This window comes from Lysobacter sp. Soil_C_15 (assembly GCF_057657315.1).
The window spans coordinates 154,235-173,015 of record NZ_JBDGIR010000007.1 but is presented as its reverse complement, the minus strand read 5'-3'; the positions used below and the strand labels follow the sequence as shown (position 1 = coordinate 173,015).

The 18,781-nt window shown below is 66.6% G+C and carries 16 protein-coding genes; 7 read left to right on the top strand and 9 right to left on the bottom strand.

Annotation, left to right across the window (positions count from 1 at the left end; translation table 11 throughout):
* Positions 1-16: 16 nt before the first annotated feature.
* Together AC3A57_RS16990 and AC3A57_RS16985 are read right to left on the bottom strand one after the other, a co-directional pair.
* Entirely contained in the window at positions 17-1,105 is a 1,089-nt protein-coding gene (locus AC3A57_RS16990; RefSeq protein WP_487580007.1) for a hypothetical protein, read from the bottom strand.
* 20 nt (positions 1,106-1,125) lie between these two features.
* On the bottom strand, positions 1,126-2,283 hold the full coding sequence (locus AC3A57_RS16985) for an ATP-grasp domain-containing protein (RefSeq protein WP_487580006.1): 1,158 nt from the start codon (positions 2,281-2,283) through the stop codon (positions 1,126-1,128).
* A gap of 336 nt (positions 2,284-2,619) precedes the next feature.
* Here AC3A57_RS16985 and AC3A57_RS16980 point away from each other — a divergent pair, with 336 nt between their 5' ends.
* Positions 2,620-3,543, top strand: a complete 924-nt coding sequence (locus tag AC3A57_RS16980; protein WP_487580005.1) for a hypothetical protein — start codon at positions 2,620-2,622, stop codon at positions 3,541-3,543.
* Positions 3,544-3,779: 236 nt separating this feature from the next.
* Positions 3,780-4,862, top strand: coding sequence for an IS481 family transposase (locus AC3A57_RS16975; protein WP_487580004.1), 1,083 nt, complete (start codon positions 3,780-3,782; stop codon positions 4,860-4,862).
* 662 nt (positions 4,863-5,524) lie between these two features.
* Here AC3A57_RS16975 and AC3A57_RS16970 read toward each other — a convergent pair.
* The 3 genes from AC3A57_RS16970 to AC3A57_RS16960 all read right to left on the bottom strand — a co-directional run bounded on the left by AC3A57_RS16970 (position 5,525) and on the right by AC3A57_RS16960 (position 12,953).
* The gene (locus AC3A57_RS16970) at positions 5,525-10,387 is read right to left on the bottom strand and encodes an RHS repeat-associated core domain-containing protein (protein WP_487580003.1); all 4,863 of its coding nucleotides are present in this window, start codon (positions 10,385-10,387) and stop codon (positions 5,525-5,527) included.
* A gap of 237 nt (positions 10,388-10,624) precedes the next feature.
* Positions 10,625-11,794, bottom strand: coding sequence for a PilT/PilU family type 4a pilus ATPase (locus AC3A57_RS16965; RefSeq protein WP_487580002.1), 1,170 nt, complete (start codon positions 11,792-11,794; stop codon positions 10,625-10,627).
* Positions 11,795-11,915: 121 nt separating this feature from the next.
* Entirely contained in the window at positions 11,916-12,953 is a 1,038-nt protein-coding gene (locus tag AC3A57_RS16960) for a type IV pilus twitching motility protein PilT (RefSeq protein WP_221669545.1), read from the bottom strand.
* Between the two features lie 157 nt (positions 12,954-13,110).
* On the opposite strand from AC3A57_RS16960, the gene AC3A57_RS16955 reads away from it, so the two are divergent.
* The 4 genes from AC3A57_RS16955 to AC3A57_RS16940 all read left to right on the top strand — a co-directional run bounded on the left by AC3A57_RS16955 (position 13,111) and on the right by AC3A57_RS16940 (position 16,300).
* Entirely contained in the window at positions 13,111-13,803 is a 693-nt protein-coding gene (locus AC3A57_RS16955) for a YggS family pyridoxal phosphate-dependent enzyme (RefSeq protein ID WP_487580001.1), read from the top strand.
* Between the two features lie 143 nt (positions 13,804-13,946).
* The gene (proC, locus tag AC3A57_RS16950) at positions 13,947-14,780 is read left to right on the top strand and encodes a pyrroline-5-carboxylate reductase (protein WP_487580000.1); all 834 of its coding nucleotides are present in this window, start codon (positions 13,947-13,949) and stop codon (positions 14,778-14,780) included.
* Positions 14,777-15,265 (top strand): DUF4426 domain-containing protein, encoded by a 489-nt coding sequence (locus AC3A57_RS16945; RefSeq protein ID WP_487579999.1) that lies wholly within the window; start codon positions 14,777-14,779, stop codon positions 15,263-15,265. Before proC ends, AC3A57_RS16945 begins: the two co-directional genes overlap by 4 nt.
* A gap of 240 nt (positions 15,266-15,505) precedes the next feature.
* Positions 15,506-16,300, top strand: a complete 795-nt coding sequence (locus AC3A57_RS16940; protein WP_487579998.1) for a cobalamin-binding protein — start codon at positions 15,506-15,508, stop codon at positions 16,298-16,300.
* Between the two features lie 239 nt (positions 16,301-16,539).
* On the opposite strand, the gene aac(6') is transcribed toward AC3A57_RS16940, so the two are convergent.
* From aac(6') to AC3A57_RS16925, 3 genes are all read right to left on the bottom strand, one after another.
* On the bottom strand, positions 16,540-17,001 hold the full coding sequence (aac(6'), locus tag AC3A57_RS16935; protein WP_487579997.1) for an aminoglycoside 6'-N-acetyltransferase: 462 nt from the start codon (positions 16,999-17,001) through the stop codon (positions 16,540-16,542).
* The gene (gene pdxH, locus AC3A57_RS16930; protein WP_487579996.1) at positions 16,998-17,603 is read right to left on the bottom strand and encodes a pyridoxamine 5'-phosphate oxidase; all 606 of its coding nucleotides are present in this window, start codon (positions 17,601-17,603) and stop codon (positions 16,998-17,000) included. The genes aac(6') and pdxH overlap by 4 nt, the downstream gene beginning before the upstream one ends.
* Positions 17,604-17,674: 71 nt before the next feature.
* Positions 17,675-17,872 carry a hypothetical protein gene (locus tag AC3A57_RS16925; protein ID WP_487580098.1) on the bottom strand — a complete coding sequence of 66 codons (198 nt, stop codon included), beginning with the start codon at positions 17,870-17,872 and terminating at the stop codon, positions 17,675-17,677.
* On the opposite strand from AC3A57_RS16925, the gene AC3A57_RS16920 reads away from it, so the two are divergent.
* Positions 17,807-18,574: a kinase gene (locus AC3A57_RS16920; RefSeq protein WP_487580093.1), complete on the top strand. Its 768-nt coding sequence runs from the start codon at positions 17,807-17,809 to the stop codon at positions 18,572-18,574. The two genes, AC3A57_RS16925 and AC3A57_RS16920, sit on opposite strands and share 66 nt — an antisense overlap.
* Here AC3A57_RS16920 and AC3A57_RS16915 read toward each other — a convergent pair.
* On the bottom strand, positions 18,543-18,746 hold the full coding sequence (locus AC3A57_RS16915; protein ID WP_487579995.1) for a dodecin family protein: 204 nt from the start codon (positions 18,744-18,746) through the stop codon (positions 18,543-18,545). The two genes, AC3A57_RS16920 and AC3A57_RS16915, sit on opposite strands and share 32 nt — an antisense overlap.
* Positions 18,747-18,781: the final 35 nt, after the last annotated feature.

Here is an 18,781-nt window from a genome sequence, read left to right as displayed (position 1 = left end):
CGCGCGCCCTCGCCGCTCACAGCGCGAACCGGCGCATGATCGGCACGCCGAGGTGCCGCGTCGCCGCGGCCAGGAAGGCGATCGCGCGTCGGGTCGCGCGCGGCAGATGCCGTGCATACACCGCGCTGTACTCGATCGCCGGCTCGCCGCCGCGCAGGCGCTTGAAGTGCGCCGCGCCGGCGCTGAAGTTGATCGTCTCGCCGCTGCGCAGCGCGTGCTCGAAGGTGCAAGCGGTGGCCAGCCGATACAGCCCCTCGCGCTGCGGCCGGCCGGTGTCGTAGCCGACGATGGGCGTGGTCAGGCAGCCGCCGAGGCGGAACTGCCCGGCCACGCACAGCAGTTGCCCGTCCCGGTCGCGGAAGCCGTCGAAATGCAGCAGTCCCTGGCGGTGCCATTGGCGCATGAACTCGGCGCGATAGTGCGGATTGCAGGCCGAATACTTGTCCAGGTACAGGCGCCGGTACAAGTGGGCGACGCGTTCGTAGTCGGCCTCGCTGATCTCGCCGTTGCCGGCGCGCCCCGGATGCTTGGCCGTCAGGCGCAAGTCCATCGCCAGGTTGTGGCGCCGCCGCGCCAGGCTGGCGACGTCGCGGTACAGATACACCTGGCGGCTGGCGATCAGTTCGAAGCCCAGCGCTTGCAGCCGCGCCAGCCAGTCGCCGTGCTCGCGCTCGTTGAGCGAGCGCAGCCACAGCGCATGCTGCGGCCAGCGCTGGCGTGCGGCATCGAGCAACTGCGGCAAAGGCGTCGCCGCCAGCGGCGGATACAGGTTGGTCGACAGCAGCCAGTTGTTGATCGCGACCGCGCGGTCGATCCGCGCTCGCTGCAGCCGGCGCGCGCCGAACCGGCCCAGCCGGCGCAGCAGAGGCGCGGCCCAGCGCGGGGCGTAGCGGATCGCTTCCTCGGCGGCGTAATCGGCGTAGGCGGTGCGCGGCGAGCAGACCCAGGCATTGTCCGGCTCGTCTTCGTTGATCGTCGCCGGCAGGCTCAGCTCGCCCACATTCACCATCTCGACCCGGGTGGCGAGATTGGCGACATAGCGCTTCGAGTCGCTGCCGACGTGCAACTGCGCGAACGCCGCCGACGCGCGATTGAATTCATCCACCGAGCCTGTCGTCGCCGCGCTCATAGCTCGGGCAGATCCTCGCCGTCCCATTCGATATCGCGCGTCGCCGCCTCGCGCAGGCTGCAGCCTCGGCGCAGGGCGACGCCGGCATAGGCCGCCACGTCGACCAGCGCGCCCCAGGTCGGCGCGCGATCGCCCGGCGGCGACAGCACGTCCTCGGCGCGCGCCCAGTCGCGCCGCCATTGCGCGCCGCGGCCGTCGCGCCGGGCCTGGACCAGACCCGGGCCGAGCATGATCGGCGCGATCATCCGCGCCCGACCCGCGCCCGCGTCGATGCAGGCCATGTCCGCGCCCATCAGCGCCGCCGGCAAGGGCGCGCCGGGTGCGAACAGGTGCACGCCGCTGACCGCGCGCGGATTGCACTCCAGCACGGTCGGCACGCCGTCCGCGCCGAGGATCCAATCGAAGGAAATCTGGCCGCTGAAACCGAGCCTGGCGACGAAGCGCGCGACGAACTCGCGGATCGCGGGGGTCGGCTGCGGATCGAAATAGAAGCTGGAACTGCGCGCCAGCCGGTAGGCCGGCCGGTACACCGCATGCGCCAGCAACCGGCCGCGGTCGGCGATGCCGTAAGAGCACAGTTCGATGCCGGCCTGGAAACGCTGCGCGACCCAGGTCTGCTCCAGCCCGAGCGGCGGCGCGTCGGCCGGCAGCCCCTGTGGATACAGGCGCACGTGCACGCCGAAACGCGAGTACTCCGGCTTAAGCACCAGCGGCCGGTCGCCGGCCCATTCGCGCGCCTGCTCCAGGCTCGTCACCGCGACGCTGTCCGGCACGCGCGCGCCGCAGTCCCGCGCCAGTTCGAGAAACCGCCGTTTGCTGTGCAAGGCACGCAGGGTGTCGAAGTCCTCGGCCAGCACCCGCAGCGAGCGCGGCAAGGCCTGCCGGTAGCGCGAGACGGCGAACACCTCCTCGCAGGTCGGCACGATCAGGTCGATGCGCTGCGCCGCGGCGATGCGCGACAGCGCGGCGACGAAACCGGCTGCGTCCGCGCGCGGCGACGGCAACCGATGCGCCCGGAACACCGCGTTCGACCAGGCCCCGAGCCGGCACGACACGCTGTCGGCGACATGCACCGTCCACGCCGCATGGGCGAAGCTGCGCGCCAGTTCCAGAGCCGCCGGAGCGCGCGGCCCCAGGATCAATACATTCGCCATCGTCCATCCCGGCCGGCACGGCGCCGGTGGTTCGCTATCGCCTCATCGCCGGCATCCCGCGCGGCAGGTGCATTAGGCAACAGGGCGACGGAAATGGGAACGCAGTGCGGACTGCGACCCGGTGCGGATGCGGCCGCGACCGCTGTGGCGAAACCGGACCGACGCCCCGCTCGGCCGCGACGGCTCGCTCGGCATGGCCGGGTTGGCCCGCTGCGCCTAGGGTCGGCCCCAGATACCCGCCGCCCCCTTCAGAGCGTAGCCTGAAGATCGACTGAAAACGTTTTCATACGAGGCAAGGCCGGCGCGAAGCCGGACTCATCCAGGGAGGAACCGCTCATGGCAGACGCAAGTTCCGGCGTATCGGGCGCTTCATCGCGAGACTCGGCCAGTTCGGCCAGCTCGGCCAGTTCGGCGCAACACAGCCAGGCCGCCAACGAAGTCGCCGAATCGCAGCTGGCCGAGGCCATCTCCGCGCTCGGCGGGGTCCCCACGCCCTCGCTGGTCGAAGCCGCTCCGGTCGACCTCAGCATCGCGGTGAGCGCGTTGTCGCAGCTCAATGCGATGGCGGTCGACGCGCCGGCCCTGGACTTCTCGTCCTTGAACGCTTTGGGCGGCGTGGTCTCGACCCCGGCCAACTACGCCGAAGTCGCGCAGAGCCTGCCGGCCGCGCCCGCGGTCGAAGAATTCAACGTGTTCTCGCCCAGCTTCGCCATCACCGGCTTCGACCCGGCCGACATCGCCAACGCCGACATCAACGCCATCGGCCTGGAACTCGGCCTGAGCTACGACGGCAACATCACCGGCGCCCTGTCCGCGACCTACGCCCCGGCTCCGGGCACGGTGACCGTGCAAGGCCACATCGGCGTCGCCGACGCCTTCGACTCGGCGCGCTTCGGCTTCACCGCCGGCCCCTTCGGCAACGGCGCCACGCCCGGCCTGGGCCTCAACGCCGCCGCCCACCTCGACCTGGGCACCGTCAACGCCTTCGACCTCGACGCCGCGATCCACTTCGACCCCAACGGCCTGCGCAACGCCAACGTCAACGCGACGCTGACCCACGAAATCGACGAGGCCCTCGACGCCTACGCCCAGGGCAGCCTCAACTTCGACCGCGACGGCTTGCAGAGCCTCAGCGGCGGCACCGGCCTGCGCTTCGACCAGGGCGGCGTGTCCTGGAGCCTGGGCGGCTTCGGGCGGTTGGATGCGCGGACCGGGGATGCGACAGGGGGAGTTCGGTTTGATGCGCGGATCAGGTTCTGATCGAAGCTGACGATCATCCGCTTGAGTGGGAGCTAGTGGACGTGCCAGAACAGCATCTGGCGCGATTGACCGCGTCCAACTGAGGTCACGCCTTACTGCGCTTCGGGATGCTCCGCTCTGTGTGAGTTGAGTGTTTACCCGACAGTCCGCCCTTTCTACGCATGAAAAGGGCGGGCATCTGGGCCTTCGGTAGATTGGTGGTTACCACACCTGTCCAACCGAACCGGAGCACCCAGATGACCGCCATATCCCAGCGTACCAAGCGCAGGCTGTGCTTGCTGCAACTGGCCGAGGAACTCGGCAATGTCTCCAAGACCTGTCAGCTGATGGGCTATCACCGCGACTCCTTCTACGAGATCAAGCGCGCCTTCCAGACCGGCGGCGTTGCCGCCCTGGTCGAGCAGCGCCGCGGCCCACGCGGGCCCCATCCCAACCGCGTCTCGCCTGAAGTCGAGCAGGCCATCCTCGACTTTTGCCTCAACTTTCCCACCAAAGGCTCTCAGTTCGTCGCCAACCAACTGCGGTTGCAAGGCGTGGAAGTCAGTCCATCGGGCGTGCGCGGCGTGTGGCAGCGCCACGATCTGCTCACTCGCCACAAGCGCCTGCTGCGTCTGGAAGCGCAGGCTCGCGAAACCACCTTCGTGCTCTCCGAAGCGCAACTGCGTCTACTGGAGAAGGCCGGCAGCGACGCCATCCCACAACAGCACGTCGAATCCTCCGCTCCCGGCGAACTGCTCTGCCAGGACACCTTTTACTGGGGCTCACTCAAGGGCGTCGGCGAGGTCTACGTGCAGGTCGTGGCCGACACCTTCTGCTCGCTGGCCTTTGCCAAGGTCTATACCAGCAAGATGCCGGTAACCGCCGCCGACACCCTGTTCGATCGCGTGCTGCCGTTCTACGACGCAATCGGCGTGCCCGTACAGGCCATCCTCACCGACAACGGTCGCGAGTTCTGCGGCAAACCCGAGCAACATCCCTTCGAACTGCTACTGGCCATGGAAGGCATCGAGCACCGCACAACACGCATCGCCACACCACGCACAAACGGTTTTGTCGAGCGAATGAACCGCACGCTGCTCGACGAATGCTTCCGCGTCGCCGGTCGCCAGACCTGGTACATCACCCCGGCCGAAATCCAGCGCGACCTCGACGCCTTCCTGCGCTACTACAACCTCGAACGCAGCCACCAAGGTTACCGCCTCAAGGGTCGCACGCCGACCATGGCCTTGCGCGAGGCCCTACAACTGGAAGCCCTGCCCCCCATCGTTCCCGAACCCGAGGAGACAGTCGAGACCGAAGCTGAGAAACTCGTCGCCTGACCGCCTCTACCGAGGCCCAGGTGTCGGGTAATTACTCAACTTGTACAAACCTGCTTCTCCCGCTCGGACTTCCCATGCTGCAACGCCCCTTCATTTCCGGCTCTATGAAAGGGGCTCTGACCCGGTTTCTTGGGCCCTTCACTCGTGTGTTATCCAATTGTTAATGGTAGCCCCGTCAGTTCCTGCCCTGGCAATCCGTGGCCCCATTTAATATAAAAGACCCCGAATATATACCAGAATCCACATCCACTGGCGACCTAAGTTGATATGCCCAAAGAAACACAAGAGCACCCTTGCTTGACTCGTAATCAAGCCCTCTGACTCGAGAGCAAAGATCTATTACACCAGACACTGCCTCGCCGGAAGGAATTTCTTGAACCCCAATCAAACTACTCACCCCCCCACCAGTTGGAACCAGAGAAAAATCCGCATCAAACCTAAAGGCCCGCAACACGAAATTTCCAGGGCGATTTACCCAAGGAAGAGAATTCCTATACACCACAAGCTTTTGTGAAGATCCATTTTCAATCTTTACATTCAGCTTTGGAGCAGTCCTACTCGCTACCAAGTCGACCGAGACTTCTAGTTTCCCGGCAAAAGATATCGTCGGAGACATCAAGCAGACCAGAAAAGCAAATATCCTCGCGACATTCATTTATGCCTCACTTATTGTATACAGGATTCGCGACGTAAGGATCCTGCCCCTTCCTATAGTAAGGCAGAAGTTCAATTTCGAGTTCTCGAAGCCTTCTCTCAATATCAACTTCACACTTATCGTCGCAACTCATATTACGAAGCTTTGATCTAAGGCAAGAGCGCTCTGCCTCATGCGCCTTTCTCTCAGACCCAAGCCTGTCCGCCTCGTCCCAGAACAATCCGGTCCTATCTGCCTCGCCTGAGCACGCATAAGGAGAAATACGGACAGCATCATTCAGATGTGTTTGCTCATGAACCCTTGCACAATCGATGAGACAAGGCCAATCACTAAACAAGAACCTGTCATCCAAAAAAATCTTCATTCCACCTTTTCCATCGCACACAATGGTATTTTCACCACTTACCACGCTTCCAGTTTGAGCGCTAATCAAAAGCCCACTACTATCGGTACGATTTAAAGGACTCCCTCCAACATAGCTAAATGTTGAGAGCCCACCCCCAAGGCCAATAGGGTCGCTTTCTATGTACCGCCCAACACTGGAATCATAGTCTCTAAAATAGTTGTAATTCATCCCTGCGACCATGTCATACCGCTGACCGGGGAATCGCATATCGAACAAGAAAGCGATACCGTCCTGATCCGGGTCTTGATTGGACGCGTCAATACCGAAGGCTTCGCTTTTGGAATTCCAGTTCCAGATGGCGACATTGCGGGCCGCATCGATCACCGTACGCGGGGTACCCAGATGGTCGGGTTGGATGTAATGCAGCTTCTGCGCAGCGCTTGCACCGGCAAGAACACCAACAGGTGCATCGCCTAGCCAAACGGCTTGTTGCTTGGCCGCGCCGTTGGCATCGTAATCGCCAATCCAATGTCCGGCTTCGTCGTACAGCGTGTAAACCGCGACCGGGCCGCTGGCGCCATTGCTCGCAGCGACACGCTCGCCCTGGGCGTTGTAGCGGTAGCTGCGCGCCACCACGCCCCCCAGCTTCACCTGACTCATCCGGTCGTTAGCGTTGTAAACGAACTCCTTGCCTGCGCCACCGATGCTGGTGGTGTTGCCGACCGCGTCGTAACCGCGGGCGATGCCGCCCACGTCGGTCAGGCGATGGCTGGTGGCCGGATAGCTATAGGTTGTCGTCGTGCCCGCGCGCAGCAGGCTGGTCCGATTGCCGGTGGCGTCGTAGCCGTAGGTCTCTAGCGGCGTGCCGGTGGGGCCGTCGCGGGTGATCTTCAGTCGGCCCAGGGCGTCGTAGTCGTACTTGGCCAGGAAGGCGCTTTGCAGGCCGTCTTTGAGTTCGGTCAGTTCGCCGACTTCGTTGTAGCCGTAGGCCAACGACAGGCCGCCGGCGGCCGGATCGAAGACGGTCTTGGCGCGGTAATCCAGGTCGTAGCTGCGGCTCAGGCTGCGGCCGTTGCCGTAGGTCCAGCCGGTGGCCGGGCCGAACGGCAGGTAGCCGACGTTATTCAGCAGCACGCTGCGCACGCCGCCGGCCGGGGTCACGCCGATCTCGACGATGCGGCCCTGGGCGTCGCGCACGTAGTCGGCGACTGCGCCGTCCGGGTAGGTCAGCGCGCTCAACTCACCGGCCGGGGTGTAGGCGTAGCGCAGGGTGAAGGACTGGGCGTCGACCGACTGGACCTTGCGCACCACCCGGCCGAAGCGGTCGTAGCAGTACTTCAGCTCGGTGCCTTCGGTGCGCATCGCGGTGACCCGGCCGACCGCGAAGGTTTCGCCGGTCGTGCACGCCGCGTTGACCGTGTCGTAGTCGTATTCGACGTCGTTCGCACCGCTGCCGTAGGACACCGTCTTCGGCCGGCCCAGCGCATCGTAGGTATACGTATGCGGGGTTGCGTCGTTGGCGTCCTGCTTGGTCGCCACCTGGCCGGCGGCATTGAAGGTGCGGGTGGTGACGCCGGTGTCCGGGCTCGACAGCTGGACCTGGTCGCCGAAGCCGTTGTAGCCGTAGGTGGTGTTCAGGCCCTTCGGGTCGTTGACCTGGGTCAGGCGATCGAGGGCGTCGTACTGGTACTCGATCTTGGCGTTGATGCCGCCGACGTCCTGCAGGGTCTTGGCCAGGCGGTTCAGCGGGTCGTAGTCGTTGTCGATACTGCGGTTCAGCGCGTCGGTGGTCAGGTCGGCGTTGCCGGCCGCGTCGTAGGTGAACGAGGTCGGGTGGCCGTCCGCGGTCTTGGCGGTCTTGAGTTGGCCGAGCTGGTTGTAGATCCGCGACAGGGTGCGCTTGAGCGCGCCATTGGCGTCGCGGGTGTCTTCCTGGGTGCGGTTGCCGGCGGCATCGACGGTGTAGTGGATGCGGTTGCCCGCGTTGTCGTAGACGTCGCTCAAGCGGTGCGCCGCGTCGTAGTCGTAGCGGACGAAGGCGCCGTCGGGCTGGATGACCTTCTTGACCTGGCCGATCAGGTCGTACTCGTAGCGGGTGATGACATCGTCGGTTTCGGACGCCGCGTTGGTACCACGCACCTTGCTGGCCTTGAGCCAGCCGCGCGGGTAGTACTCCAGGTCGGTGACCACGCCGTTGGCGTCCTTGCTCGACAACAGGCGGCCGGCGGCGTCGTAGCGCAGGTACTCGGTGACATGGCCGAGCGCGTCGGCGACCTTCCACAGGTCGCCCTTGCGGTAGGCGCAGGTCCCCTGCGCGGTCGCGCAGGCCGGGTCGTCGCTGGCGTAGTAGGTGTAGCGGGCGACATCGGCCACGTCGCTGCGCGGGCCGTCGACCGACTTGAGCAGGCCGACGATGGGGCACGTTCCCGCGGCCACGTCCGCCGCTTCGCAGTAACTGGTGGTCGTGGTGCGCTCGGCGCTAGTAGCCGGGTCGACTTGGGTCGAGGTCAGGCGCTGGCCGCGGTCGTTGTAGGTCCACTTGGACTTGGCGACCAGCACATCGGCATTATCAAGGGTGCGCCGTTCGCTGGGCAACGCGTAATTCGGAACCCAATCCGTTTGCATGGTCCGCGTGACCGCGGTGGCACTACCATTGGCCGTAAGTCCAGCCTTGCGGCTGGTTTCGTGAAAATGATCGTAAGCGTACTGGGTGCGCGTACCGCGCGCATCCTGGCTCCACTGTCGACGGTCGTTCGAATAAGAGGCCGTCGTGGTGCCCGCCACCGATCCGTCGGTAACGGACATCGCGACCACCGTCGGCTGACGAAACACTCCGGTCGAGAAGGTGTAAGCCTTGGCCGATCCGGTGGGTAGGGTCACCGTGGCTCCACCTGCAGCGTCGTAGCTCAAGGTGACCTTGCCCGCGCCGCCCGCATGGTCGCTGATCGTCACCCGACCCAGCTCATCGTAGCTGTAGGTGGCATAGCGATGACCGTTCTCATCGACGACACCGGTCAGGTGATGCGCGAACAACGCCGCATTGCATCCTGGCATGGCACTGCCATTCGCGATCCGGCAAAGATGGGCGGTCTCGGCGTACAGGTACTCGCTGCCCTCACCCGCACTCGCTCCCGCCTTGCTGGCATGAGTCAGGCGTCCAGCGGCATCGTAAACGTACTCTGCGAGAATCATTCCGTCTGCACTGATCCGCGCCAGACGAATACCGTTGTCGCCGACTTGCGGTGCCATAGCCGCTGCGTACGAGAAAGTAAGCGCTCGGCCGGAAGGACTGCGAACCCTGAGCAAATCGCCCACGGCCAAGCACGCGCCCGATTGCACATCGGCCGCGGTGCAGTAATCGAGGCGATAGACCCGGCCGGAGCGGTCAAAGCTGGTCAAGCGCCCCTGGTCGTCGAACCACTTCAATTCGTCCGACGCGGACGAAATACGCCAGCGCCCGCGCACTGCGGCCACCTCGTCCGGCTCTTTGACGACGACGACGCCCGGCCGATTGGCCGACCCATAAGAAGAGGTCGAAGGATTCCAGGTCAAGTACTCGAAATAGCCATCCTGCGTGATCCAGACCTCCGGCCAGCCGTCGAACATCAGCAATCGCGTCGAGAACGAATGCGCCCAGTTGTCGGTCAGCCCAGATCTCAGAGAAAAATCCCTGATCGAATTGTAGGCGCGCACGAAAGCATCGCCCTCCCAATCGAAATCCGTTTCGCGATATTCCTTGTTGCCGGTTGCCGCAACGGCGGGGTTACCGTCCTTGCAGCATGAATCGTATTGCGCAGATTTCTTGGTGATGGAAGCGGTGGCCGAGTTATGGCAAACCATCGGCCATTGCGGCGGCTGGCTCGTCGTATGATCGGCGATACCCGAAAACAGCGCGGGACATTTGTACCAGTCGAAACGATCGATGGACCATTCGTGGGTCGCCGAGGACGTCAGCTGCACGTTGTATATGCGCTTATTCTCGGGAAGCGTGTTTCGAGACAGGTAGAGATACCCGTTGTAATAGACCGTCCATCGCTGCGGCGTGGAAAGATCGTAGCTTCCGACATAAAAGCCCGGCGGATATGAATCGCCATAAGCCGAAGAGCGACGAATTCTCTCGGCCATTGCGGTTTCGTCGTCACACCAGATCGAGCCGTCCGGCGCCGCCACGCCAGGCACCTTGGAATCGCAGGTCACGCTACCCAACAGCGAGCCCGCCTTGTAGAAGTCCCCTACAAACGTCTCTATGGCCCGCCTTTCGACCTTGTACTCATAGTTGACCAAGCCGGACGCAGCCACGCGCTCGGACGCTCTTTGAAGGAGGGAGTTGCCTCGAGGCTCGCTCGGCTCGGTCCTGATGTAGCTCTCGGCTTCGCCCAGGGTATTGAAACACGCCGTCTCCTGCCCCGGCATATAGCGGATGGCGCAGTACTGGTCGGCCGCGTGCGAGACGCCGGGAAGCAAAAGAATCGCCAACGTCGCGCAGACGAGGAATACGAAGCGGAGCAATGCGCTATGCGCCATGACAGGTCATCCGATGAAGAGGAGCCGCGGTAGCGGTTGGAACGTCCTTGGTCCTGTGCAGAGCGACCGAGTCGGGCTTGAGCCCGTGGCGATGATCACGCTTTGCGGTCTCACCTTTCAAGACGGTCACGGGTGAATTTTTCGATTCGTGCGGTTACGCAGATAGAAAGCACACGGCACGCAAAGAAAAAACCCGGCCGAAGCCGGGTTGTTCGTATTCGCATCCTCAGCGCGGGCTCAACGCACTTCCGCCACCTCGACCCCGTCCAGCCCCTGCGACAAGGTCCGCGCGTCGCCGCCCTGGGCCAGCTTGATGCGCAGGCGCACTTCGTTCTGCGAGTCGGCGTAGCGCAGCGCGTCTTCGTAGCTGATCTCGCCGGCCTGGTACAGCTCGAACAGGCTCTGGTCGAAGGTCTTCATGCCCAGCTGCACCGAGTCCTTCATCAGCTCCTTGAGCTTGTGGATCTCGCCGTCGCGGATGTAGTCCTGGGCCAGCGGGGTGCCGAGCAGGATCTCCATCGCCACCCGCCGGCCTTTGCCGTCCGGAGTCGGAATCAGCTGCTGCGCGACCACGCCCTTGAGGTTCAGCGACAGGTCCATCAGCAGCTGGCCGCGGCGGTCTTCGGGGAAGAAGTTGATGATGCGGTCCATCGCCTGGTTGGCGTTGTTGGCGTGCAGGGTGCACAGCACCAGGTGGCCGGTTTCGGCGAAGGCGATGGCGTGGTCCATGCCCTCGCGGGTGCGCACCTCGCCGATCATGATCACGTCCGGCGCCTGGCGCAGGGTGTTCTTCAGCGCGGCGTCCCAGCTGTCGGTGTCGATGCCGACTTCGCGCTGGGTGATGATGCAGCCCTCGTGGCGGTGCACGAACTCGATCGGGTCTTCGATGGTGATGATGTGGCCGGTCGAGTTCTGGTTGCGGTAGCCGATCATCGCCGCCAGCGAGGTCGACTTGCCGGTGCCGGTGGCGCCGACGAAGATGATGATGCCGCGCTTGGTCATCGCCAGCGTCTTGATGATCGGCGGCAGGTTCAGCTCTTCGACGCTGGGGATCTTGGTCTCGATCCGGCGCAGCACCATGCCGACCTGGTTGCGCTGGTAGAAGCAGCTGACGCGGAACCGGCCGACGCCGGTCACGCCGATGGCGAAGTTGCACTCGTGGGTCTTTTCGAACTCTTCGCGCTGCTGCGGGCTCATCACGTTGAGGACGAGGTCGCGGCTCTGCTGCGGGGTCAGCGGGTTCTGGGTGATCGGGCTGATCTTGCCGTGCACCTTCATCGACGGCGGCATGCCGGCGGTGATGAACAAGTCCGAGGCGCGCTGGTGCGCCATCAGCTTGAGGAAGGAGGTGAAGTCGATGGCGCCGGTCGCAGGGCTGGCCGGGGCGTTGGGAGCGGGAGTGTTCATCTGACGACCTCCTTTGGAGGTGTAAAGCGATAAAGAGAATTCGTGGGTGCCGGCCGTGGCCTGTTGCGTCCTGGCCGATCGCATCGGCCGGCGGCGCCGACGGCGCCGCCGACGCGCGCGGTCAGTCGAACAACCGCTTGTCCTTGGCGTACTCGCGCGCCTGCGGGCGCAGGATCATGCCGCGCTTGACCAGGTCCTGCAGGTGCTGGTCCAGGGTCATCATGCCGTAGGACTGGCCGGTCTGGATCGCCGAGTACATCTGCGCGACCTTGTCCTCGCGGATCAGGTTGCGGATCGCCGGGATGCCGACCATGATTTCCCAGGCCGCGGTACGGCCGCCGCCGACCTTCTTCAGCAGCGCCTGCGAGATCACCGCGCGCAGCGACTCCGACAGCATCGAGCGCACCATCGGCTTTTCGCCGGAGGGGAACACGTCGATGATGCGGTCGACGGTCTTGGCCGCCGAGGAGGTGTGCAGGGTGCCGAACACCAGGTGGCCGGTTTCCGCGGCGGTCAACGCCAGGCGGATGGTCTCCAGGTCGCGCAACTCGCCGACCAGGATGTAGTCGGGGTCTTCGCGCAGCGCCGAGCGCAGGGCCTCGTTGAAGCCGTGGGTGTCGCGGTGGACCTCGCGCTGGTTGATCAGGCACTTCTGCGAGGTATGGACGAATTCGATCGGATCCTCGACCGAGAGGATGTGCGCGTATTCGTTCTTGTTGATGTGGTCGATCATCGCCGCGAGCGTGGTCGACTTGCCCGAGCCGGTCGGCCCGGTGACCAGGATCAGGCCCTGCGGCTGTTCGATCAGCTGGCGGAAGATCGGCGGGCAGCCCAGGTCTTCCAGGCTCAGCACTTCCGAGGGAATGGTACGGAACACCGCGCCGGCGCCGCGGTTCTGGTTGAAGGCGTTGACGCGGAAGCGCGCCAGGCCGGGAATTTCGAACGAGAAGTCGACCTCGAGGAACTCTTCGAAGTCGCGGCGCTGCTTGTCCGACATGATGTCGTAGACCAGCGCATGGACCTGCTTGTGGTCCAGGGCCGGGATGTTGATCCGGCGCACGTCGCCGTCGACCCGGATCATCGGCGGCAGGCCCGCCGACAGATGCAAGTCGGATGCTTTGTTCTTGACCGAAAACGCCAGAAGTTCGGCGATATCCATGAGTGCTCCCCGCACTGCAGCGACCCGTCAACGGATCGGTAAAAAGCCAGCCCCAGGGGCCCGATTGCAACTTCAAGCTGGAACCCGACCACCCCCGAGAGGCAGTATAGCCCTCCAACGGCGCCATCGATCCAGCCCTTTCGAACAGGAACCCCACGTGCACGAGCACGTACTGCACGACATCTTGCAACAGTTGGCGCGAGCGGCGCATGACGCGGGACGGCCGGTACCTCGATTGCTTGCGGTCAGTAAGACCCAGGGTGAGACGGCGGTCGCGAATCTGGCCCGACAGGGACAGGCCGCGTTCGGCGAGAACTACGTCCAGGAGGCCCTGGCCAAGCAGGCCGCGCTGGCCGCCGCGGCCCCCGACCTACGCCTGGAATGGCATCTGATCGGGCACCTGCAGTCGAACAAGGCGGCGGCCGCCGCCGCTCGCTTCGACTGGGTGCAGACGGTGGACCGGGCGAAGCTGGCGACGGCGTTGGCGCGCCATCGCAGTGTCGAATTGCCGCCGCTTAACGTACTGATCCAGGTCAATATCGACGACGAAGCCAGCAAGCACGGTTGCCGGCCCGAGGACGTGCCGGCGCTGGCGCAGGCGATCGCGGCGCAACCGAGCTTGCGACTGCGCGGGCTGATGGTGATTCCGACCCCGCACCCGGACCCGGAGCTGCGCCGTCCGGCGTTCCGCCGCAGCAAGGCGCTGTTCGACTCGCTCACCCAGGCTCACGCCGGCGTCGACACCTTGTCGATGGGGATGAGCGACGACTTCGCGGTCGCCATCGCCGAGGGCGCGACCCTGGTCCGGATCGGCACCGCGCTGTTCGGCGCGCGCTCGCGGCCGGCCTGAGCGAGGCCGGCGCCGGCGGCGCGCCGGCCGGTTTGGTTGCGTAAATGCAACCCGCCGCGACGCCCTCGCGCGGGCCGCCGGCGGCGCTGCCGGCGGGCGGCGGCGGTTGCTATCCTGCCGGCGGTTTCCCGCACGGTTCGCTCATGACCCAGTCTTCTCCCCTACCCGGCCCGGTCGCCTTCATCGGCGGCGGCAACATGGCGCGCAGCCTGATCGGCGGCCTGGTCGCCCGCGGCGTGCCCGCCGCGCAGATTCGCGTCGCCGAACCGGTGGCCGCGCTGCGCGAAGCGCTGCAGCGCGACTTCGGCGTCGAGGTCCACGAGAACGCCGCCGCCGCCGCCGACGGCGCCGCGGTCTGGCTGTTGGCGGTCAAGCCGCAGGTGATGCGCGAGGTCTGCACCGGCCTGGCCGGCCTGGCCGGCGCGCAGGCGCCGCTGGCGGTATCGATCGCCGCCGGCATCACCGCCGGCCAGCTCGACCGCTGGCTCGGCGGCGGGGCCGCGGTGGTGCGCGCCATGCCCAACACCCCGGCCCTGCTCGGCGCCGGCATCACCGGCCTGTACGCGAACGCCGCCGCGGTCGCGCGCCTGGACCAGGCCGCCGACCTGCTGGCGGCGGTCGGGCCGACCGTGCGCATCGCCGACGAGGCGCAGATGGACGCGGTCACCGCGGTCTCCGGCAGCGGTCCGGCCTATGTGTTCCTGCTCGCCGAGGCGATGCAGCAGGCCGGCCAGGCGCAGGGCCTCAGCGCCGAGGCGGCGCGCGCCCTGGTCGGCCAGACCCTGCTCGGCGCGGCGACCATGCTGACCCGCAGCGACGAGCCGGCCGAAGTGTTGCGCGCGCGGGTGACCTCGCCCGGCGGCACCACCCAGGCGGCGATCGAGACCTTCGAAGCCGGCGGTTTCCGCACCCTGGTCGACCGGGCCATCGCCGCGGCGACCGAGCGCGGCCGGCAGTTGTCGGCGGCGAACGAATGAAGCGCGGCGGCGGCGCGTTGGCCCTGGCGCTGATCCCGACGCTGGTCCTGGCCGGGCTGGCCGGCTGCGGCCGGGAACCGTCTTCGCGCGTCGCGCCCGATCCGAACGCCGCGCGCAGCGACGAGATGGCGCGCGACGGCGACATCGCCCTGCGCGCCAGCGCGATCCAGACCCGGCTGCTGTCGCCGGCGATCGCGCAGCGCTACGGCGCCGCCCACGACGAACGCACGGTGCTGGTGGTGGTCTCGCTGCGCCAGGGCGACGACGCCACCGCGGTCGCCCTGCCGGCGCGGGTGACGGTCGTCGCCAGCGACCTGCTCGGCCGCGACCAGGCGCTGGCGATGCGCGAGATGCGCGACGGCGAGTTGCTGGACTACGTCGGCGTGGCGACGGTGTCGCCGCCGGAGACCCTGCGCTTCGAAGTGGTCGCGATCCGCGCCGACGGCAAGCGGCAGACGCTGCGCTTCCATCGCGATTTTTTCTGAGCGGCGTCCCACCGCCTCCTGTAGGAGCGGCGTAAGCCGCGACAGCCGAAGCGACGATCGAAAGCGCTCCGGCCGCAGTCCGTCCGCGGCCCGTACCCGGCCTTTTGGGAAGAACGCTCGCACACCGCTTCGGCTGTCGCGACATGACCGGAAGAAATCCCCGTGGGAAGCCGTCCCTGCAGGAACGGCGCTCCGCGGCGAATGGCGGATAATGAGCCACGCCTCGCCACCGGACCGCCCATGGGCCCGCAACGCATCGTCTGCCTGACCGAAGAACCGACCGAGACCCTGTATCTGCTCGGCGAGCAGGACCGCATCGTCGGCATCAGCGGCTTTACCGTGCGTCCGCCCGAGGCGCGCAAGCACAAGCCCAAGGTCAGCGCCTTCACCAGCGCCAAGATCGGCGAGATCCTCAAGCTGCGTCCGGATTTCGTGATCGGCTTTTCCGACATCCAGGCCGAGATCGCCGCCGAGCTGATCAAGCACGGGGTCGAAGTCTGGATCAGCAACCACCGCAGCGTCGAGGGCATCCTCGATTACATCCGCCGGCTGGGCGCCCTGGTCGGCGCCGGCGACCGCGCCCAGGCGCTGGCGGCGGGCTACGAACAGGCCGTCGCCGCCGCGCGCGAGCGCGCCCGGGCGCTGCCGCGCCGGCCGAAGGTGTATTTCGAGGAATGGGATACGCCGCAGATCACCGGCATCCGTTGGGTCTCCGAGCTGATCGCCATCGCCGGCGGCGACGATGTGTTCCCCGAGCACGCGGCGATGCCGCTGGCGCGCGACCGCATCCTCGCCGACCCGCTGGAAGTGGCGCGGCGCGCGCCCGACCTGATCCTCGGCAGTTGGTGCGGCAAGAAATTCCGCCCCGAGCAAGTCGCGGCCCGGCCAGGTTGGGAGCAGGTGCCGGCGGTGCGCGACGGCGAACTGCACGAGATCAAGTCGCCGATCATCCTGCAGCCGGGGCCGGCGGCCTTGAGCGCGGGACTGGACGCGCTGACCGCGCTGATCCACGGCTGGGCCGCAAGGCGCGGTTGAATGCGGCCGCACCGCTTGCGGGAGCGAAGCAAGCCCGGATCACTGGGCGCGCCGCAAGCACAACGCCGTTGCGGCGGCGAAGTCGCGGCGCCAGCGCCATTTCGGCAGCGGCCGGACGATGTTCGCAGCGCGGGGGATTTGCTTTGGCTTTGGGCAACAGCAACAGCAACAGCAAATCCCCCCTAGCCCCCCCCTGTTTCAAAGGGGGCAACACTTGCGGGGTTACGAGGCGATTGCCGCTAATCCGCCAGCCGCTTGCGGAAGTACACCACGCGCTCGGTTTCGGCGAAGCCGCAGGCGGCGTGGGCGGCGTGGCTGTCGCGATTGTCGAGCTCGGCATCGGAAGCCAGTTCGCTGCAGCCTTGCGCGCGAGTCCAGGCTTCGACCGCGTCGATCAGGGCGCGCCCGTAGCCCTGGCCGCGTCGCTCGGGGGCGACGTACCAGCCTTCCAGGAAACCGACCGGCGAGGTTTCGGTGCCGTTGACGTAGTCGTGGCGCAGGCTGGCCTCGGCGAAACCCTGCACGCGGCCGTCGCCGTCCTCGATCAGGAACGCGCTCAGGCGTTGCGGCTGCGCCAACCGCTCGGGCAGTTCGCCGGCATGCTCCTGCATCGTGGCCTGCGGCCATAAGGCATGGCGCAGCAATGCCCAGGCGGCGAAGTCGGCCGCGGTCGCGGCGCGCACCCGCCGCGCCGCGCTCACGGATACAGCATCCGCTTGCTCCAGCCGCCGGCGCGGTCGGCCTCGTAATACCAGCGCTCGTGCAGACGGAAATCGGCGCCGTACCAGAATTCGATCTTCTCCGGCCGCACCCGCAGCCCGGTCCAGCGCGGCGGCCGCGCCACCTCGCGGCCTTCGAACTGCGCCTCGACCTGGTCCAGGCGCTGTTCGAAGGTGTCGCGGTCGGGCAAGGTCTCCGACTGCTTCGAGGCCCAGGCGCCGAGTTGGCTGCCGCGCGGGCGGCTGGCGAAGTAGGCGTCGGCTTCGGCGTCGGCGACGATCTCCACCGCGCCTTCGATCCTGACCTGCACGCCGTGGCGCACGCGCGGCCAGTGGAACAGCAGGGCCGCGTGCGGGTTGTCCTGCAGCTCGCGGCCCTTGCGCCCGTCGAGGTGGGTGTAGAACACGAAGCCGCGCGCGTCGTGGGCCTTCAGCAACACCGTGCGCGCCGACGGGCGGGCGTCGAGGGTGGCGGTGGCGACGGTCATCGCGGTCGGATCGGGCTCGCCGGCGGCATGCGCTTCGGCGAACAGCGCATCGAAGGTGGCGAGGGCTTCGGTCAGCAGGGCGTCGGTCGGGTTCATTGCGCTATTGTGAGCCCATGTCGCCGCGCCTGCATCCGCCTGGGTCAATCGGTCCCGGGTCAATCGGTCCATCAGCGCCGGCCGCGGACGGCGCGAAGCGAACCGATGCGAAGCGAACCGGCCCCGCAGCGCCCGGCTTCGATCGGGCTTTCGTCGCCGCCGCGCTCGACGATGCGCTCGCCGCCGACGCCCGCGTCTACGCGATCTGCGGCCTGCAAGGCAGCGGAAAATCGACCCTCGCGGCGCAGATCGCCGGCCTCGCGCGGCAACGCGGGCTGCGTTGCGCGGTGCTGTCGATCGACGATTTCTACCTCGGCCGGCGCGAACGCCTGCGCCTGGCGCGCGAGGTGCACCCGCTGCTGGCCGGCCGCGGCCCGCCGGGCACCCACGACACGACCCTGGCCTGCTCGGTCCTGGACCGTCTGCGCGAAGGCGCGCCGGCGCGCTGGCCGCGCTTCGACAAGCTGCGCGACACGCGCCTGCCGCCGTCGCGCTGGGCGCGCGCCGACGCGGTCGACCTGGTGCTGTTCGAAGGCTGGTTCCTCAAGACCCCGGCGCAGGACGCCGCCGCGCTCGCCGCGCCGGTCAACGCGCTGGAACGCGAACACGACCCGCACGGGGTCTGGCGCGACTACTGCAACCGCGCCCTCGCCGGCGACTATCCGCCGCTGTGGGCGCGCCTGGATCGGTTGCTGTTCCTGCAGCCGCCGGGTTTCGAAGTGGTCGCGCAATGGCGCTGGCAGCAGGAGCAGGCCATGCAGCGGCGCCGACCGCAGCGCCGGGCGATGGACCGGACCCAGCTCGAACGCTTCGTCGCGCTGTTCGAACGGGTCAGCCGGCAGGCGCTGGCGCACCTGCCCGGCCTGGCCGAACGTTGCGTGCGGCTGGACGCGGCGCGACGGCCGCTGGCCGAATCCGAGCCGCGCGCCGGATCCGCCGTCACTGGACGACGAAGGTCACCTTCAGATTGACCCGCCACTCGGTGACGTTGCCGGCGCCGTCGGTCACCACCTTGATCTCGTTGACCCAGGCGCCCTGGATGTTCTTCACCGACTCGGCACACTTCGCCAGGCCAGTCTGTACCGCATCCTCGATGCCGTTCTTGGAAGAGCTGTTGAGTTCGATGACTTTGGCGACCGCCATGATCGTATCTCCTGGGGAATGGGCCGGCGCCGCGA

Bases quoted from the DNA above. Each gene is read 5' to 3' on its own strand.
- AC3A57_RS16980 (WP_487580005.1), top strand. From the start codon at position 2,620: ATGGCAGACGCAAGTTCCGGCGTATCGGGCGCTTCATCGCGAGACTCG.
- AC3A57_RS16915 (WP_487579995.1), bottom strand. From the start codon at position 18,746: ATGGCGGTCGCCAAAGTCATCGAACTCAACAGCTCTTCCAAGAACGGC.
- AC3A57_RS16975 (WP_487580004.1), top strand. From the start codon at position 3,780: ATGACCGCCATATCCCAGCGTACCAAGCGCAGGCTGTGCTTGCTGCAA.
- AC3A57_RS16970 (WP_487580003.1), bottom strand. From the start codon at position 10,387: ATGGCGCATAGCGCATTGCTCCGCTTCGTATTCCTCGTCTGCGCGACG.
- AC3A57_RS16960 (WP_221669545.1), bottom strand. From the start codon at position 12,953: ATGGATATCGCCGAACTTCTGGCGTTTTCGGTCAAGAACAAAGCATCC.
- AC3A57_RS16985 (WP_487580006.1), bottom strand. From the start codon at position 2,283: ATGGCGAATGTATTGATCCTGGGGCCGCGCGCTCCGGCGGCTCTGGAA.
- proC (WP_487580000.1), top strand. From the start codon at position 13,947: ATGACCCAGTCTTCTCCCCTACCCGGCCCGGTCGCCTTCATCGGCGGC.
- AC3A57_RS16965 (WP_487580002.1), bottom strand. From the start codon at position 11,794: ATGAACACTCCCGCTCCCAACGCCCCGGCCAGCCCTGCGACCGGCGCC.
- AC3A57_RS16945 (WP_487579999.1), top strand. From the start codon at position 14,777: ATGAAGCGCGGCGGCGGCGCGTTGGCCCTGGCGCTGATCCCGACGCTG.
- pdxH (WP_487579996.1), bottom strand. From the start codon at position 17,603: ATGAACCCGACCGACGCCCTGCTGACCGAAGCCCTCGCCACCTTCGAT.
- AC3A57_RS16940 (WP_487579998.1), top strand. From the start codon at position 15,506: ATGGGCCCGCAACGCATCGTCTGCCTGACCGAAGAACCGACCGAGACC.